Origin of the sequence: Sphingopyxis sp. 113P3 (assembly GCF_001278035.1) — a bacterium.
In the GTDB taxonomy this organism is placed as follows: domain Bacteria; phylum Pseudomonadota; class Alphaproteobacteria; order Sphingomonadales; family Sphingomonadaceae; genus Sphingopyxis.
Genome location: NZ_CP009452.1, coordinates 213310 through 229675, shown reverse-complemented (window position 1 = coordinate 229675; position 16366 = coordinate 213310). Strand labels below are relative to the sequence as shown.

Annotated in this window: 14 protein-coding genes; 10 read left to right on the top strand and 4 right to left on the bottom strand. The window is 62.0% G+C overall.

Annotation, left to right across the window (positions count from 1 at the left end):
• Positions 1-104: 104 nt before the first annotated feature.
• The 8 genes from LH20_RS00970 to LH20_RS00935 all read left to right on the top strand — a co-directional run bounded on the left by LH20_RS00970 (position 105) and on the right by LH20_RS00935 (position 9307).
• The gene (locus tag LH20_RS00970; protein ID WP_083455230.1) at positions 105-1424 is read left to right on the top strand and encodes a dicarboxylate/amino acid:cation symporter; all 1320 of its coding nucleotides are present in this window, start codon (positions 105-107) and stop codon (positions 1422-1424) included.
• Complete coding sequence (gene ggt, locus LH20_RS00965; RefSeq protein ID WP_235527068.1) at positions 1421-3157, top strand: gamma-glutamyltransferase; 1737 nt, start codon at positions 1421-1423, stop codon at positions 3155-3157. Before LH20_RS00970 ends, ggt (LH20_RS00965) begins: the two co-directional genes overlap by 4 nt.
• Positions 3154-4860, top strand: a complete 1707-nt coding sequence (gene ggt, locus LH20_RS00960) for a gamma-glutamyltransferase (protein ID WP_053552607.1) — start codon at positions 3154-3156, stop codon at positions 4858-4860. Before ggt (LH20_RS00965) ends, ggt (LH20_RS00960) begins: the two co-directional genes overlap by 4 nt.
• A complete protein-coding gene (locus tag LH20_RS00955) occupies positions 4860-5720 on the top strand; it encodes a dienelactone hydrolase family protein (protein WP_053552606.1) in 861 nt (286 codons plus the stop codon). The genes ggt (LH20_RS00960) and LH20_RS00955 overlap by 1 nt, the downstream gene beginning before the upstream one ends.
• A 9-nt stretch (positions 5721-5729) precedes the next feature.
• On the top strand, positions 5730-6152 hold the full coding sequence (locus LH20_RS00950; RefSeq protein ID WP_053552605.1) for a VOC family protein: 423 nt from the start codon (positions 5730-5732) through the stop codon (positions 6150-6152).
• Positions 6153-6163: 11 nt separating this feature from the next.
• Positions 6164-7303, top strand: coding sequence for a CapA family protein (locus LH20_RS00945; protein WP_053552604.1), 1140 nt, complete (start codon positions 6164-6166; stop codon positions 7301-7303).
• Positions 7304-7473: 170 nt separating this feature from the next.
• Positions 7474-8415 (top strand): IS110 family transposase, encoded by a 942-nt coding sequence (locus tag LH20_RS00940; RefSeq protein ID WP_053552601.1) that lies wholly within the window; start codon positions 7474-7476, stop codon positions 8413-8415.
• Positions 8399-9307 carry a hypothetical protein gene (locus LH20_RS00935; protein WP_053552603.1) on the top strand — a complete coding sequence of 303 codons (909 nt, stop codon included), beginning with the start codon at positions 8399-8401 and terminating at the stop codon, positions 9305-9307. The genes LH20_RS00940 and LH20_RS00935 overlap by 17 nt, the downstream gene beginning before the upstream one ends.
• Here LH20_RS00935 and LH20_RS00930 read toward each other — a convergent pair.
• On the bottom strand, positions 9296-9484 hold the full coding sequence (locus tag LH20_RS00930) for a hypothetical protein (protein WP_053552602.1): 189 nt from the start codon (positions 9482-9484) through the stop codon (positions 9296-9298). The genes LH20_RS00935 and LH20_RS00930 overlap by 12 nt on opposite strands.
• A 328-nt stretch (positions 9485-9812) precedes the next feature.
• Entirely contained in the window at positions 9813-10451 is a 639-nt protein-coding gene (locus LH20_RS23185) for a hypothetical protein (protein WP_144423481.1), read from the bottom strand.
• A 145-nt stretch (positions 10452-10596) separates the two neighbouring features.
• Between LH20_RS23185 and LH20_RS00925 the strand changes: the two genes are divergently transcribed.
• A complete protein-coding gene (locus LH20_RS00925; protein ID WP_053552601.1) occupies positions 10597-11538 on the top strand; it encodes an IS110 family transposase in 942 nt (313 codons plus the stop codon).
• A gap of 873 nt (positions 11539-12411) precedes the next feature.
• Here LH20_RS00925 and LH20_RS00920 read toward each other — a convergent pair.
• On the bottom strand, positions 12412-12645 hold the full coding sequence (locus LH20_RS00920; protein WP_144423480.1) for a hypothetical protein: 234 nt from the start codon (positions 12643-12645) through the stop codon (positions 12412-12414).
• The gene (locus LH20_RS00915; RefSeq protein WP_144423479.1) at positions 12642-13307 is read right to left on the bottom strand and encodes a hypothetical protein; all 666 of its coding nucleotides are present in this window, start codon (positions 13305-13307) and stop codon (positions 12642-12644) included. The genes LH20_RS00920 and LH20_RS00915 overlap by 4 nt, the downstream gene beginning before the upstream one ends.
• 210 nt (positions 13308-13517) lie before the next feature.
• Between LH20_RS00915 and LH20_RS00910 the strand changes: the two genes are divergently transcribed.
• Positions 13518-16343, top strand: a complete 2826-nt coding sequence (locus LH20_RS00910; protein WP_053552598.1) for a MobA/MobL family protein — start codon at positions 13518-13520, stop codon at positions 16341-16343.
• Positions 16344-16366: the final 23 nt, after the last annotated feature.

Sequence of the window (16366 nt, the reverse complement as noted above, 5' to 3'; positions counted from 1 at the left end):
CCCGTCGTTCGATCTTCTGCAAGGAAGCGAAGGGCGGGCGTCGAACCGGCCAGATGTTTGAAGAAGAATCCGCCGGAGAGCGGACGATATGGGGACGCGCCTGAATGACCGACACGACAATTGACCTGCCCGACAGCGACGCGAACAGGTCCCGCCGCACCCACCTTGCGCGCCGCCTGCTGGCGAGCTGGTTCGCCATCGCGCTGTGGAAGCGCATATTGGCCGCGCTGCTGCTCGGCGCAGTGGTCGGGATCGCCTGGGGCGAGGACGCGACAAGGATTGGGTGGATCGGCGAATTGTTCGTCCGGCTGATCCGCATGCTCGTCATCCCGCTCGTCTTCCTCACCATCGCTTCGGGGGTCGCCGCCCTCGCCGATCCCAAGCGCCTCGGCAGCATCGGAGTGAAGACGCTCGGTATGTATGTCTTCACCACGGCGCTCGCGGTGGCCACTGGCCTCCTCGTCGCGACGCTGATCGCGCCAGGGGCGGGAGCGAGCTTCGCAGGGGCGGTCCCGCGTGCCGTCGCCGAGCCGCAGGACACAGCGCGCATGTTCATGGAAATCGTCCCCGACAACCCGATCGGCGCGATGGCAAATGGCGCGACGCTGTCGGTGATCTTCTTCGCTATCCTCGTCGGCGCCGGGGTTATCGCCGCGGGCAAGGAAGCCGAGCCCGTGCGCCGCCTGCTCGCGAGCGGCGCCGAAGTCATGCTACGCATCGTCGGCTTCGTTATGGAGACCGCACCTTTCGGCGTTTTTGCGCTCATCGCGGTGGTCATGGGGACGACCGGGCCCGCCAGCTTCATCGCTGTGTTGAAGCTAGCGCTCTGCGTCCTCATCGGCTCGGCAATCGTCACCCTCGTCATTCACGGTGGCATCGTCGTACGGCTTCTCGCATGGTTGCCGCCGCTCCCCTTCTTCCGCGGCATCGCCGACGCCATCATGGTCGGCTTCTCGACATCCTCCTCGAGCGCGACGCTACCCGTCGCGATCCGCGTCGCCGAACGCAACCTCGGTGTTTCGCCGCCGGTCGCATCGACGGTGCTGCCCCTGGGCGCGACAATCGGCATGGACGGCGCCGCCATGTATGTTGCGATGCTCACATTGTTTGCGGCTCAGGCCTTCGGCGTGGATCTCGGCCTTGCCGACTATTTCGTTATCGCCGGCACCACCACGATCGTCGCGATGGGTGTCGCACCTGTCCCTTCGGGCTCGCTCTTCGTGCTTGCCGCGGTACTCCACGCCATTGGGATCACTCCCGCCCAGACTGCGGTTGTCGTCGGCTTCGTCCTTCCTTTCGACCGTATCCTGGACATGATCCGCACCGTCCCCAACGTCACCTCCGACCTTTCGATCGCAACCGCCGTCGCGCGATGGGAAAAGGAGATGGACGTCGCCGAATATCTCTCCGCGAACGACGAATGAAGTCCGCCATGATCTTCCGCCGCTCGATCAGCGCCGCACTCGCCCTATCACTGGCCCTCCCGCTGCCGGCGCCGCTCGCGGCGCAAAGCCGGCACCTGCTCGAATATCCATCGATCCATTCGCCGGTCGTGGGCACGCGCGGCATGGTGGTCAGCCAGAATGCGATTGCGAGCGAGGTTGGCGCGCAGATCTTGCGCGAGGGCGGGAATGCGGTCGATGCCGCGATCGCGATCGGCTTCGCCTTGTCGGTCACGCTCCCGCGCGCGGGCAATATCGGCGGCGACGGCTATATGAACGTTTACGACGCCGCTTCGGGCGAGGTGCGCATCATCGACTTCCGCTCAGTAGCGCCCCGCGCCGCCACCCCTGCGATGTTCGTCGACAATGAGGGCAAGGAACGCCGCATCGCGAGCTATGGCTATATGGCGCCCGCGGTGCCCGGCACCGTTGCAGGGTTCGATCATGCGCACCGGAAATGGGGCAAGCTTCCCTGGGCAAAGCTCGTGGCTCCCGCGATCGCGCTCGCAAGGGACGGGGTAAAGCTCACCGCGGACGAGGCGTTCGTCTTCAGCTGGGGCAAGGAACGGCTCTCGAAAAGCAAAGCCGGAAAGGCCGCCTTCTACAAGGCGGATGGCTCGCTCTATGCCAAGGACGAGGTGATGAAGCGCCCCGCCCTTGCCTGGACGCTTGGGGAAATCGCGAAATATGGCGCTGACGGCTTCTACAAGGGGGAAGTCGCAGGTCGCATTGTCGCCGACATGAAGGCGCATGGCGGGCTGATCACGATGGAGGATCTTGCCGCTTACCGGCCCGAAGAGCGAGCGCCGCTCGTCGGCAGTTATCGCGGCTACACGATCTATACCGCGCCGCCATCGAGCGCGGGCGGTGCAACGCTGCTCAACATACTCAATCAACTTGAGCATTTCGACCTGGAAGCGATGGGTGCGGGGTCAGCGCGGGCGCTGCATGTGATGGCGGAGGCGATGAAGCTCGGATACGCTGACCGTTACCGCGCCCTCGGCGACCCCTCGTTTGTCACTGCTCCCGTCAATGGCTTCGTTTCCAAGGCCTATGCGGCAGAGCGCGCCAAGCTGATCGATCCTGCAAAAGCCAGGCCGATGGCGGAAATGCAGCCGGGTGACCCGCTTCAATATGAAAGCCCTTCGACAACCCATTTCTCGGTCGCCGACAAGGACGGCAATGTCGTGTCGACGACCTACACGCTCGGCTCGGATTTCGGCTCGGGCGTCATGATCGAGGGGACCGGCATCCTCCTCAACAACGAAATGAACAATTTCAGCCACGAACAGGCGTGGGAAGCCCAGCGAACCGGAGCCCCGCCGCCGCTCAACGCAATGGCCCCCGGCAAGCGCATGCTGTCGACGCAAATGCCGACGATCATCATGAAGGATGGCAAGCCGTGGCTCGTCACCGGCACCCCCGGGGGGAGCACGATCATCTCCTCGGTCGTCCAGGTGATCGTCAACATCATCGACCATGGAATGAATATCGCAGAGGCGACGCACCAGCCGCGCATCTATCAGGGCGCGGTCGATGCCCTGCGGGTCGAACCCCATTTCAACCCCGACACGGTCAGGGAGCTGAAGGCTATGGGCCACCCGATCACAAGCGATGAAACAATGGGAAGCGAGCAATCGATCATGATCGACAAGGGACTATTTCTGGGTGCGGCCGATCCGCGCCGTCCGGGCGCCCTGGCGGTCGAGCCATGATGCGCCCGCTCATCCTCGCCGCGGCGACCCTGCTCGCTGCCTGCACTCCCTCCGCGCCGCCCCAATCGGCCGCGCCGGCGGGAACCCAATATCAGGAACGCCAGGCTTTCCTCGCCGCTGCCCATCCACTGGCGGTCGAGGCGGGCCTCGACGTGCTGCGTCGCGGCGGCAACGCCGTTGACGCAGCCGTCGCGGTCCAGACCATGTTGGGGCTGGTCGAACCGCAAAGCTCGGGGCTCGGCGGCGGCGCTTTCATGGTCCATTATGATGCGACGACGACGGCGGTAACGGTCTATGATGGCCGCGAGGTGGCACCCAGGGGGGCGACGCCCGACATGTTCCTCGATGACGGCGGCCAACCGCTGCCGTTCCGCACGGCGGTGCTCAGTGGTCGCGCGACGGGGGTGCCCGGCGCGGTGGCGATGCTCGCGCTGGCGCAAAAGCAGCATGGCAAGCTACCGTGGAGGGATCTGTTCGGCGAGGCCGAGCGCGTTGCGCGCGAGGGCTTCACCGTGACCAAGCGGATGGAGCATTTCGTCCAGGGGCCCTATCCGCAATCAAACGCGCCCGATGTGGTGCGCTATTTCAGCGACGGCCGCGGCGGGAAGGTTCGCGCGGGCGACACGCTCAAGAACCCCGCCTACGCCGCCTTTGTTCGCCGCCTCGCGAGCGAAGGCCCCGACGCTCTCTATCGTGGTGAAACCGCGAAGCGCATCGTTGAGCGGCTGCGCGACGGCGATCTTGCAAGCAGCATGTCCGAGGCGGACCTTGCGAGTTACAAGCCGGTCGTGCGGCAGGCGCTTTGCGGCAGCTACCGCGTCTATATCCTCTGCGTGCCGCCGCCGCCCTCCAGCGGCGTTGGACTGCTCCAGCTGATGGCGATGGTCGAACGCACCGACATCGCAGCGCGCGGCCCAGACGATCCGGTGGCCTGGGTCCAATATGCCGAGGCGAGCCGGCTGATGTACGCCGACCGCGACGCCTATGTTGGCGACGTGGCGAACGTGCCGGTGCGCGGGCTGCTGGACCCTGCCTATATCGCCTCGCGCGCGTCGCTGATCGGCGACCACGCCGGCCCCGCGCCGCAGGCGGGCACGCCCCCCGGCGCCGTCACGGCGCGCATCGACGCGACCGAAGAGGTTGCCGGGACTTCGCATTTCGTGATCATCGACGGCGAGGGCAATGCGGTGTCGATGACGACCACCGTCGAAAGCTTTTTCGGTTCGGGCCGCATGGTCGACGGCTTTTTCCTCAATAATCAGATGACCGATTTCTCCTTCGTGCCGAAAGGTCCAAATGCCATCGCGCCGGGCAAGCGGCCCCGCTCTTCGATGACCCCCACCATCATTCTCAACCGCGACCGCAGCCTCGCAGGGGCGATCGGCTCGCCGGGCGGAAATGCCATTCTCGGCTATGTGTCGAAGGCGTTGATCGGGGCGATCGACTGGAATCTGCCCATGAAAGACGCGTTCGCGCTGCCCAATCTCATCGCCCGCGGCGACAGCTTCGCGGGCGAAGAAAGCCGCTTCGCGCCGACGCTTCGCGCCGAAATGGCGAGACGCGGCGTGACGGTGCGCGCGGGCTCGGGTGAGGATTCGGGACTGCATGGTGTTCTGATCCGCGAGGGCGGCCGCTTCGATGGCGCCGCCGATGCGCGCCGTGACGGTGTCGCGAAAACGGTCCGCCTGCGGGAGAATCGCTGATGCGAAGGGCCTTGATGTTAGCGGTGGTTCTCACGGTCACGACCGCCCCCGCGACCGCCCAAGAGGTGCATGTCGAGACGGTTAGCTTTCCGAGCCGCGACGGCAAGACCGAGGTAAAAGGCTATGTGTTCAAGGCCGCCGATGCGGCCGCGAAGGCGCCCGCGGTGGTGATGATGCACGGCCGTTCCGGTGCCTATTCGAGCCGTGCCCAAGGCGAATATGGAGCGGCAACCTTGTCTGCGCGGCACAAGGCGTGGGGACGGTTGCTCGCGCAGCGCGGCTATGTCGCGCTGATGGTCGACGATTTCGGGCCTGTTGGCTATCCGGGGGGATTCAAGGCCGGGACCTACAAGGACCGTCCCGCCGTAGTCGACGAGGTCGCTCACCGCCCGCTGCACGCTTATGGCGCTCTGCGCTACCTCCAGCAGCGTGGCGATGTCGATGGGACCCATGTCGCGCTTCTCGGCTGGTCCAATGGCGGCAGCGCGACGCTTGCGGCGATGGCGGACGACAAGCCGGGCGACATGCGCAAGATCGGCTTCCGCGCGGGCGTCGCGCTATATCCGGGCTGCGGCCTCAAGCAGCGTTTCGCCAAAGGCGGCTATCGCCCCTATAATCCGGTGCGCGTCTTTATCGGCACGGCCGACGAAGAAATCTCGCCAGCGCTTTGCGAAAAGCTCGTCGCCCGCAGCCGCAAAATGGGCGGCGACATTGAGCTGACGACCTTCAAAGGCGCGACGCACAGCTATGACACGCCGACGAAGCGCCGGCAGTCGGTCAAGGCCAATGCCGAAGCCAAGGCCGCAACCGAGACCGATATTCTCGTCTTTCTCGCCGCAACATTGAAACCCGCGCGATAGGAGCCCGCCATGGATGTGCTTGCCCCGTTCCACTTCGCCTTCCCGGTGCACGATCTTGACGCTGCACGCCATTTCTACGGCACGGTCCTCGGCTGCCCTGAAGGAAGGAGCGACACCGACTGGATCGACTTCAACCTCTACGGTCACCAGATCGTCGCCCACCGGGTTGGCGGGCGAGACGCGGTGGCGGGGCACAATCCCGTCGACGGCCACGACGTCCCCGTCCCGCATTTCGGCGTCGTCCTTCGGCCCGCCGAATGGCAGGCGCTTGCCGACCGGCTGCGTGCCGCGGGGGTCGGCTTCGTGATCGAACCGCACACGCGCTTTCCAGGCGAACCGGGTGAACAGTCGACCATGTTTTTCCACGATCCCTCGGGCAATGCGCTTGAATTCAAGGCTTTCGCCGATCTCGGCCAGCTCTTCGCAAAATAGGACGTCACCCCATGCGGCTTGTGGCATCGACGGCGCTGGCGCTCGCTCTGGCATTCGGCTTGGGCGAAGCTACTCCCTTTCATTCGCCCCATGCTGCGGCAACGCCCCCGATGTCGCACGATGTCAGTGGACAGCTCAGCATCGTTGGCGGCACCGCGGATCTCACAGCACTCGACGTGCGGATCGACGGCGCGCCGGCACAAATTACCCCGGACGGGCGCATCAGGGGAATCGCACGCGGCGCTGAACCTGTGCAGCTCACCGTCCGCGGGCCCGACATCTTCGACGCAACATTCACCTTTGCGCCTAGCGAGATTGCAGGTCCCGACGGTCGCTGGACCCTGCCCCCGGTCGAAGCGGTCGCCCGTGCATCGGGGCGTGTGGAGTTCTTCTTCGGCGGCGATGTGATGATGGGACGGCGCTTCGAGCGGCCCATCTGGAACGAACGCGTGCTCATCCGCAACGATAGCCGCCTCACCGACATGGCGCGTCTCCTTGAGCCGATGCAACCATATTTTGCGGGCGCCGACCTCGCCTCGGTCAATCTTGAAACCGTGCTCGCAGCCCGCGACCTTGGTGACGCGCCCGACAAGTCGGTCGTCTTTTATACTCACCGCGACGCCGCAAGGGCGCTCGCCGATGTGGGGATCGATTATGTCACGCTCGGCAACAATCATGTCTACGACTATGTCGAGCCGGGTCTCGCCTCGACCCTGGCGGCGCTGGACGCCGCCAATCTGCGGTGGTCGGGTGCGGGACACAATGAGATCGAAGCCGCCAAAGCAGCGCGGCTCGACGTGGGCGGTCATGCCTGGTCGATGCTGGGCTTTGTCGGCTGGAAGGGCAAGGCTGATCCCAACCAGATCGCCGAAGGAAGCAAGGGCGGGGCTGCATTCGGCAGCGATGACGCGATCGAGGCCGCAGTCCGGCGCGAGGTGAAGGCGGGACGCTCGCCCATCCTCCAATATCATGGCAGCAGCGAATATAGCGATCGTCCGAGCGAGATCAGCGAGCGGCGCATGAAGCTCGCGATCGACGCGGGCGCGGCGCTCATTGTATCCCACCACCCCCATGTTTCGCACGGGCTTGAACTCTACAAGGGACGCCTGATTGCCTTGTCTTATGACTTTTCTGGCGGTTGTGGGCATTAAGGGCTGCCCGATCCGGGGTGGCCACCCCGGATCGGGCGGAAGGGGATGGATCGAAGTTGTCTCGGTCGTGGAGGACCGTCGATTAGTGTGATCACCCCTTTCTTTTCCACCAGACCTGGACGGAAACCAGGGCTTCGGGCCCGGATGACAAGAGTAGGACAGCGGAAAAGATGGACAATCCCATACCCCAAACCATCGGCATCGACATCTCAAAAGCGACCCTTGATGTATATGCCCATCCTGCAGGCTGCGAGCGGCAATTCACCAATACCGCCAAAGGCCACAGGGAGCTGATAGATTGGCTCGGGCAATGGCAGATCGATCGGATCGCCTATGAGGCTACTGGCGCATACCACCGACAGCTCGAGCAGGCTTTATCGGACCTGCCATGCGTCAAGCTCAACCCGGCTCGCGCACGGCGGTTCGCCCAAGCGATAGGCACTCTCGCCAAGACGGATAAGATTGATGCGGTGATTCTGGCCCGTATGGCGACGACGCTCCAGCCTCCCGTACGCCCGGCAAATACGCCCAAGCAAGCCAAGCTCGCCGAATTGATCAGCGCTCGCGATGGCTTGGTCCGTGATAAGATCGCGCTTCAAAATCAAGCGAAGAACCTGACGCTACCTCTCCTCAAGCGTCAGCACAAAAAGCGCCTGGATCAGATTGAGCAGCATATCAAACAGGTCGATGTCGAGCTTGCGACGATCATTGCTGCTGACGCAGAGTTGGCGCGGCGGCACGAAATCATCTCCAGTATTGCCGGGGTAGGCACACGTACCGCCGACCAGTTGGTCGCAACCATGCCAGAGCTAGGAGCACTGGATCCTAAACAAGTCGCTTCCCTTGCAGGCCTGGCTCCCGTCGCCCGTCAATCGGGGCAATGGAAAGGGCGCAGTTTTATTCAAGGGGGACGGGCCAATGTAAGACGTGCGCTTTACATGCCGGCCCTCGTTGCCGCCCGCTACAATCCAGATCTCAAAGCAAAATATCAAAGCCTCATCGCGTCCGGAAAACCGGCAAAGGTCGCTGTGGTCACACTTATGCGCAAGCTCATCGTCATGGTCAACGCGCTGATTAAAGCCGACCGCCTATGGGTTGAAAAACGGGCTTGATCACAACGGAAACTATTCGCTCGGCAATTTTCTGTTCGACCAGTATTTCCCGGAAACGCAAGCGACCTATGCGCTGAAGGTCTGGATGGACGGCGACCGGCTCTTCCGCGCCGAGATGATCCCAATCCAACTTCTCGACTATCGTCCGGTCCCCGCGGTCGCGGGCATGCGCCAGGCGGTGCTGCGGCGTATCATTGACCTGTCGGCAGAGCGCGGCACCCGCATCGGCATCATCGGAGGTCACGGCGTCATTCAGCCGTCGGCCGACATGCCTGCGCCGAAATTTTGCGCTGCGATGATCGAGGAAGGGCTTAGAGCCTTTGCCTACGATCTCCAACGACCTGCCACGCGATGCGAGTCCGGCGCGCCCGCGGCGCGCGACCTTTTGATGCGCGGCGATTTCGAGGCGGCCCGCTCGGGCGAAGCGCGCGACCGGAGTTGGGGCATAGAGGGTGGAATGATTGAATTCGTGAGCGACGCCCATCGGGGCTCAGGGGCGATGGCGGTTGCCGCAACCGGGGACACGCCGCTGACGATCGCGCCCAAGACCTTCTTCCGGCCGGTCGCAGAGCGGCGGCTGTCATTTGGCGGATGGATCCGGGTCGAGGGCCCGGCCACGCTTCAGCTCCTGCTTCAGGAACAGCCGAAGGGCATGGGTCGCATGAGAGCCCTCGAGAGCGCGCCTGTCACGTCAGTTGGGACACAGCAGATCAGTAGCCAAGGCTGGCACTATATCCACTTCGATATCGACCGCGGGCTCGATGCGGCTGTTCTCCCGTTACGCCCGTTGCTCCGGATCGGGAAGGCACGCCGCGCTATTCTCGACGATCTGCTGTTCCTGGCATGGGATGGTGATGCGCCCGGGCGCGCCTATGATGCGTCAATCCGGTAACGGCATCTCGAACTGGGTGCCCTTTTCGAGCCGATGATCGAGGATGCGAATGGCAGCATCCAGTTCCACGGCGGCCGCGAACTCACCGAGCGCGTCGAGCAGCGTGAGTTCGGTCGACAGCCGATCGCGAATGCCGCGAAGGGCATCCTCCACTCCTTTTTCGGCGGCTTCGGCCATATGCCCCCCAACACCGGTTCGCGCTCCGTTCGCGGACCCGATCGTCACCTTCGCGCGGATACAAGACCGCTAAAGGCGGAAATGCGTGAAAGGGCGGCTGGTTCCCAAGCGAAAGATCGATGCGGAGCGCAGACACAAAAAACCCGCCATCCCTCGAGGGAGGCGGGCTCTTAGTTGGTTGCGGGAGTGTGCAGCCATCTTGATTTGCTGATCTCGGCACGGTGCTAGGGTCCTTGGATCCGTAGCGGCAGTCATTTCCCTCCTCACGAGCGCGGCCTCTAAAGGAGGCTGCCGAGGGCAGCAATTTCACAAGCGCAGCACACGAACACTATCGACCCAAACGGATCGCGACGCAGACATCTAGGTCATGAAGTGTCCTCATCCGGCCCACAGGTTCCCCATCGATCGGAAGAGGCGTGCTCAACGCATCCGCGATGAAATTCTCTGCATTAGAGATATGCCTATGATCATGTCCTGACACGGCCTCGCCATTCAACGGCCCCGCGTTACGCAAGATAACACGATGAAGATTGTGAACCAGATCAGCAACACGTGTTTTTGAACCAACATCTTGAGGCAAGTAAGTTCCAGGCTGCCAATACTTGTTCTTCACCCCGAAAAGATGCGTCTGCAAACGTTCTTCCCAATAAACGAGCCGAAGTGCAGCTAGGGCCGACATCTCGGCTGGAAGCAGTCCACGATACCAGACCTGACTCATGGTCATGCCTGCAAATCGACCGGTAGGTTCTTTCAGTTCAGCCCAGAATTCGGGATTCTGCTGTTCGAGAGCCTGAGGCAAATCCTGCATGAAACGATCCCGACGGCGTCGAGAAAAAAGCCCGCGCTTCCCACCGAATCCGACAAAATCAGCAAAGACAGCTCGATTGTTTTCTGGAAGACTTTCTCTTGTCTTATGACTTTTCTGGCGGTTGTGGGCATTAAGGGCTGCCCGATCCGGGGTGGCCACCCCGGATCGGGCGGAAGGGGATGGATCGAAGTTGTCTCGGTCGTGGAGGACCGTCGATTAGTGTGATCACCCCTTTCTTTTCCACCAGACCTGGACGGAAACCAGGGCTTCGGGCCCGGATGACAAGAGTAGGACAGCGGAAAAGATGGACAATCCCATACCCCAAACCATCGGCATCGACATCTCAAAAGCGACCCTTGATGTATATGCCCATCCTGCAGGCTGCGAGCGGCAATTCACCAATACCGCCAAAGGCCACAGGGAGCTGATAGATTGGCTCGGGCAATGGCAGATCGATCGGATCGCCTATGAGGCTACTGGCGCATACCACCGACAGCTCGAGCAGGCTTTATCGGACCTGCCATGCGTCAAGCTCAACCCGGCTCGCGCACGGCGGTTCGCCCAAGCGATAGGCACTCTCGCCAAGACGGATAAGATTGATGCGGTGATTCTGGCCCGTATGGCGACGACGCTCCAGCCTCCCGTACGCCCGGCAAATACGCCCAAGCAAGCCAAGCTCGCCGAATTGATCAGCGCTCGCGATGGCTTGGTCCGTGATAAGATCGCGCTTCAAAATCAAGCGAAGAACCTGACGCTACCTCTCCTCAAGCGTCAGCACAAAAAGCGCCTGGATCAGATTGAGCAGCATATCAAACAGGTCGATGTCGAGCTTGCGACGATCATTGCTGCTGACGCAGAGTTGGCGCGGCGGCACGAAATCATCTCCAGTATTGCCGGGGTAGGCACACGTACCGCCGACCAGTTGGTCGCAACCATGCCAGAGCTAGGAGCACTGGATCCTAAACAAGTCGCTTCCCTTGCAGGCCTGGCTCCCGTCGCCCGTCAATCGGGGCAATGGAAAGGGCGCAGTTTTATTCAAGGGGGACGGGCCAATGTAAGACGTGCGCTTTACATGCCGGCCCTCGTTGCCGCCCGCTACAATCCAGATCTCAAAGCAAAATATCAAAGCCTCATCGCGTCCGGAAAACCGGCAAAGGTCGCTGTGGTCACACTTATGCGCAAGCTCATCGTCATGGTCAACGCGCTGATTAAAGCCGACCGCCTATGGGTTGAAAAACGGGCTTGATCACAACGGAAACTAATCGTCGCTACATCGTCGTGCTTCGACAATTTGCCTTCCGGCTTGCCTTGGCGAATTTCCTGATTGGTCCGGTATTTAGGAAAATTAAGCTTTGCGATCGTAAAGATCGGCCTCACCACGGCAAACACGGTGTCCGCCTTCATATTTTGCGCCCACCCCGCAATCAGCCCAGCTAGCGGGCGAGTTTTAGACAGGCGTGCCGCTGCGACAGTCGCTTGAACATCATGGGCAGCCCATACCAGCGCCATCCTGCTGATCAGGCGTACTGCCCGAACACGGGTGAGATGTGTCGAAGCCTCCTTCCGCGCCTGATAATCTAGGGCCGTCCCATGCATGCCTCGTACGACAGCATTAAAAAAAACAGGGTCAGTCCGGCTGGTTTTCCACAGATCCTGGCAGAATTCGTCAAAAATCCTGCCTCCAGGCCTGTTGTCATTTTTGCTGCGCCATCCCTCCAGGAAAATATCCCGCAGCGTCGAATCATTTGTCCGATCCAGCAACTTTTCGCAGAGCTCGACCAATGCCTCTTTGGAATTGGGAACCAACCCGGTCGGCAACGGCAACCAGCAAGCGTCAAGAACCGCGGGGAGACAATCGTCCCAAGGGCCGAAAGAATAAAGCTCGGCCTGCAGTTGCTCAGTGGTTTTGTTCAGACCCCGGATATCGTTGAAAAGCTTGCCGAGGAGAGCCAAAGCTTCCTCAACGCTCTGGGATTTTGCTGCAACCACTTGGGAGGTCAGCCATCTGAAACGCCATGACAGCGTGCGCGCCAAATTTTTGTTCGTCGTTGGATTTTTTGTCATCGCGTCTCACCCCTGATTTGCCGAACTCTACGCGGCAACCTTCCTTACGTTCTCGTTAAGTTGAGCTAGGCGGCGGCTTCGCTCCGATTTCTGCCAGGGCGTCATCTATGAGTTCGGCCAAGAGACCAGCCACGAACTTGAGTTCTTCATGGAGCCGGTTCGCCTCGCGAAGCGCGCCGACGCCGCTCCTGCCCGCGGCCTGCTCAGCCTCGCAAAGAGAGAGCGCATCCGCCAAGGCGTTTTCCTTGATTTGGAACTGCTCATAGAGAGCATCGATATCCATGGTCATGCCTCCCACTCCGCTGGCTCGGTGGGTTCATGCCAATGGGCGGGATTGCCGCCGCGTTCATAAATCCAGTCGAAGGCTTCGCCTTTTGTCAAGCGCTTGGGCAACGGTTCGTCGAGGAGATCGCAAAGCTTGGCGATGAGCGCGATCTGGTCGGCGCTGGCATCGTGCTTGCGCCAACCTTCGTTCGCGCCGGTCCGCCCAGCTTCGATGAACGACGTCACCGTGGCGTCGTATGCTTTCTTATTATGAAGGCGCCAATGATAGTTGCCCCATTCGCGGCACCAGTCGAGCCGCCCGGAATTGCTGATCGCAGCAGAAACCAGCTCGGCGAAAGGGAGAGGCCCCCGTTTCAGCCGGGCTTCGCACAACCACTGAAGCGCCCGATCCCCGCTAGCCAGCAGGCCCAGAAGGGCGAGATCATCCGCGGCGGCAAAGCCGAGCTGGACTAGAACGGATCCCAGCTTGTATTTCTCTGCATCCGCACTTCCTTCCCCACCGCGTCGCTTGGGCCGCGCCCGGGCCTGCCTTCGGAGTTCAGACAAGCCCTGTTCGGCCAAAATGGTTTCCGACCGAGCGTCTCGTTCCAGGGATCGCAGCCTTGCCAACAAGCCGAGCAGGACGTCGTCATTTAGTGGTAGTTCGCATGTCATACGCAGCGACATAGCGAAGGCGGTCCAATCAGGACTCCTGCTCACCCCCATAGATGCCGGTGAGGCCTGACACCTCCAACGTGGGGGTGAACAGGACCCGCCACCCCATATGTTTCACTACCTAGAGTGGAGAGAGAGGGGGTGGTGCGCGGTAAAGTGTTGTTTGGCGCTTCGACCATCCGACCCAACTGCCACCCCCTCAGACCGAAGCAGGAAGAGAAAATGCAGTTGAGCTACGGGCAGCTGAAAGATCGTTCGGCGGCGGTCGCCGCGGCGATGGCCGCCGAACGCAGCGCCCGTAACCTGGCTTCGCGACGGCGTGCCGAGGATGTACGCGACGAGCGCGAGGCCAATCATTATCGCCGTCGGCGCAAGCGGAAAGAGGCCGAAGAACTGAAGGCGCTGCACCAAAGGTTACGCGTTCGCATGCCGCAGGAGGAGCGGCCAAGGATCGGTACGAGCACGGCCAGGAAGCTCTTTCACCGCACCGCTGACATGCTCCTCGGCACGGCCGGAACCACAGACGCGCGCGGGCCCGATGGGCTATACTCGATCCATTTCGCCTTCACCGCGCGCGGATTTGCGTCGACCAAGGGGCGCCGCTGGCGGAACGGCGAAGCCGAACGGGCAGCTCTTTATATCGTGCGCGAAGACGCCCTCGAAGGCGGAGAATGCGGCTGGTGGTCGAACATCGCCGCAAACCGCAACGAACTCGCCGCTTATTATCGCACGTCGGAAGCGATCGAGCGGCACGATCGTAGCAATGCGAACGTATACATCACAGAAATCCTCGCCCTACCGCACGAACTCACCGCCCGACAGCGCCGCAAGGCCGTGCGCCGTATCTGCCGTTTCTTTGCCAAGCGCGGGCTTCCCTATACCGTCGCCCTCCACCTCCCAGACCGGGCCGGCGATCAGCGTAACTATCATGTCCATATCATCTACTCGCTGCGACCATGCGAACGTCACGGAGCATATGAATGGAATTTCGCGGTCGGCAAAGAGGCCGACATCAATACGCCGGCAGGCATCAAGGCCCGGCGTATCGCCGTGGTCAAGGCAATCAACAAGACGCTGTCCGCAGCCCGCATCGACAAACGCTATACCCATCTCAGCAACAAAGCCCGCGGGATGGCTGCGGGCCAGGCGAAGATCGGTCAGGAAGCCACCTGGATGGCGCGCCGGCTGGAAGCGCTTGAGAAACGGCTGGAACAGTTGCAGCAATTGTCGGCGATGGCGCGCCGAGTGCGACATATACTCGGCATAACCGGCCTGGCGCTCCAGCGCGAGCGATCGGTCGCGGCCGAGCGACTGCACGACATTCGTCACACTTCCGCGGTTGTACCCGCGAACCTCCGGATGATAGACCTTAAAAGCGCCGTTCACGCACGCCTCGCGCTCCAGGCATCAACAGCGCAGAAAGCGATTGCGACCTACGAGAAGCGTGTCGAGGCGATCGGCAATCAGACAGCCCAAGCGGCGCGGCGCGAGAAATTGCTGAGGCTGCGCCAGGTGATTCTCGCCGCGGCCCGATCACTGCAGATTAGCCAGATTGCCAAAGATGAACATCTGCAGGGCATTGCAAATCGCGTTCGTCGCACCTTCTCGGAATCGTCTGAAAGGTACATGCAACTCGCGAACCTCAGCGCTACCGCGGAAAAACTCGAGAAGACAGCGCATTTGTTGGAGCAGGCCTCGGCGATCCACAAAATATCGGCCATATTCGGCGGCGCCATTGACGATACGCGTAATGCAGTAGAGACCTCGATGCTGACGAAGAAAGAGTCCATCGAGCGTCGGACGAAAGCTGGCTTTTCTCGCCTCGCCAATATCCGTCGCGCAAGTGAGCGCATGGCGAAAGCCGATCGACTGAAGAAGCTGACGGCCAATCTGGAGGATGCAACGTCGGGCGCCACCTCCCGCATGCTCGGCGCCGGGCAACGGGTCAGTAATCAGCTGAATCGCATCAGGCCTGATGCATCGACCGCAGCGACACGCGCACGGATGCTCGCCCGTCTCGGCGAGGTCGCCCAGCAACACCATCGTGATCAGCAGCTTTCGGAATTAGCTATCACGGTCAAACAGGTGATCGCATCGGCGGATCGACGGCTGAATGCTCTACATCAGCGAGCGGCGATGCTGGATCACGGCATTGACCCGGTCATTCCGGTACCGTTGCCGCGCACGGTGCCCGTCCCAACCAACGAAACTCGCGGGGACAGCGATCGGCGCAAGGCAATAGCGGCAGCCGCTTGGCAATTCCGCCGAACCCCCTTCCCACCGCAAGTTCGGACGGCAACGGGATTTGCGATTGCGCAGGGCTTCACGTCGCAACATATCGATGTCGATCGCTTTGAAGCCGAAGCTATCATCCAGCGCATCCATGCCCGCAAATGGGCAGCAATGCTCACGGCGTTGAAACGACATGTTGAGAAAAGCGCCCGATCGCCATTTGTCGCCGGCGAAGGTCGGCCCAAACTCGATCCCTATGGTCTCGATATGCGACTTAGAGACGCCTATTGGGCAGCCTATCCGTCGCGCGACATGCAGACGCTTCTCGAAGGGCTGCGGCGGGACTGGCAAGTCCGCGAAGCCGCGAAGCGCCGCGAGCAGAAGAAGGTGGAGCAAGCGAAGGCCGCAGCCGACGCCAAACTCCGCGAGCGCGTCGATCGGATTATCGCGCGCGCCGAGACATTGGTCGAACAGGGCAAATGGCCCGGGGCCAATGATATGACCCTTGCCGCCGTGGGGGTGATCGCAAAGGCCATCATCAAGGGGCAGTTCGCGATGCGCATGGTCGGCAGCGACGTACATATCTACTGCGAGTCCGAGGCCCTGCGGAGCATTGCCGGAAAACTCGAGGCTTCGCCAACCGGGCGGAACGCCCTGGTCGCGCTCGGCAAGCTGACCGCCGACCGGCCGATCGACCGCAAGGCGCTCCCGCTTGCCTGGACATTGCCCCTGCCGCGGGCCGCGCGCAGCACGGAGAGCCCGCCCGAACCGTCACGCCCCGGTCCGTCGCGCGGGCGCGGCGGCCACGAGCGGTGAACCGCCGGACGCGGGTTGCGTGC

Bases quoted from the DNA above. Each gene is read 5' to 3' on its own strand.
- LH20_RS00955 (WP_053552606.1), top strand. From the start codon at position 4,860: ATGCGAAGGGCCTTGATGTTAGCGGTGGTTCTCACGGTCACGACCGCC.
- LH20_RS00970 (WP_083455230.1), top strand. From the start codon at position 105: ATGACCGACACGACAATTGACCTGCCCGACAGCGACGCGAACAGGTCC.
- LH20_RS00950 (WP_053552605.1), top strand. From the start codon at position 5,730: ATGGATGTGCTTGCCCCGTTCCACTTCGCCTTCCCGGTGCACGATCTT.
- LH20_RS00910 (WP_053552598.1), top strand. From the start codon at position 13,518: ATGCAGTTGAGCTACGGGCAGCTGAAAGATCGTTCGGCGGCGGTCGCC.
- LH20_RS00915 (WP_144423479.1), bottom strand. From the start codon at position 13,307: ATGTCGCTGCGTATGACATGCGAACTACCACTAAATGACGACGTCCTG.
- ggt (WP_053552607.1), top strand. From the start codon at position 3,154: ATGATGCGCCCGCTCATCCTCGCCGCGGCGACCCTGCTCGCTGCCTGC.
- LH20_RS00920 (WP_144423480.1), bottom strand. From the start codon at position 12,645: ATGACCATGGATATCGATGCTCTCTATGAGCAGTTCCAAATCAAGGAA.
- LH20_RS00940 (WP_053552601.1), top strand. From the start codon at position 7,474: ATGGACAATCCCATACCCCAAACCATCGGCATCGACATCTCAAAAGCG.
- LH20_RS00930 (WP_053552602.1), bottom strand. From the start codon at position 9,484: ATGGCCGAAGCCGCCGAAAAAGGAGTGGAGGATGCCCTTCGCGGCATT.
- ggt (WP_235527068.1), top strand. From the start codon at position 1,421: ATGAAGTCCGCCATGATCTTCCGCCGCTCGATCAGCGCCGCACTCGCC.
- LH20_RS00945 (WP_053552604.1), top strand. From the start codon at position 6,164: ATGCGGCTTGTGGCATCGACGGCGCTGGCGCTCGCTCTGGCATTCGGC.
- LH20_RS00925 (WP_053552601.1), top strand. From the start codon at position 10,597: ATGGACAATCCCATACCCCAAACCATCGGCATCGACATCTCAAAAGCG.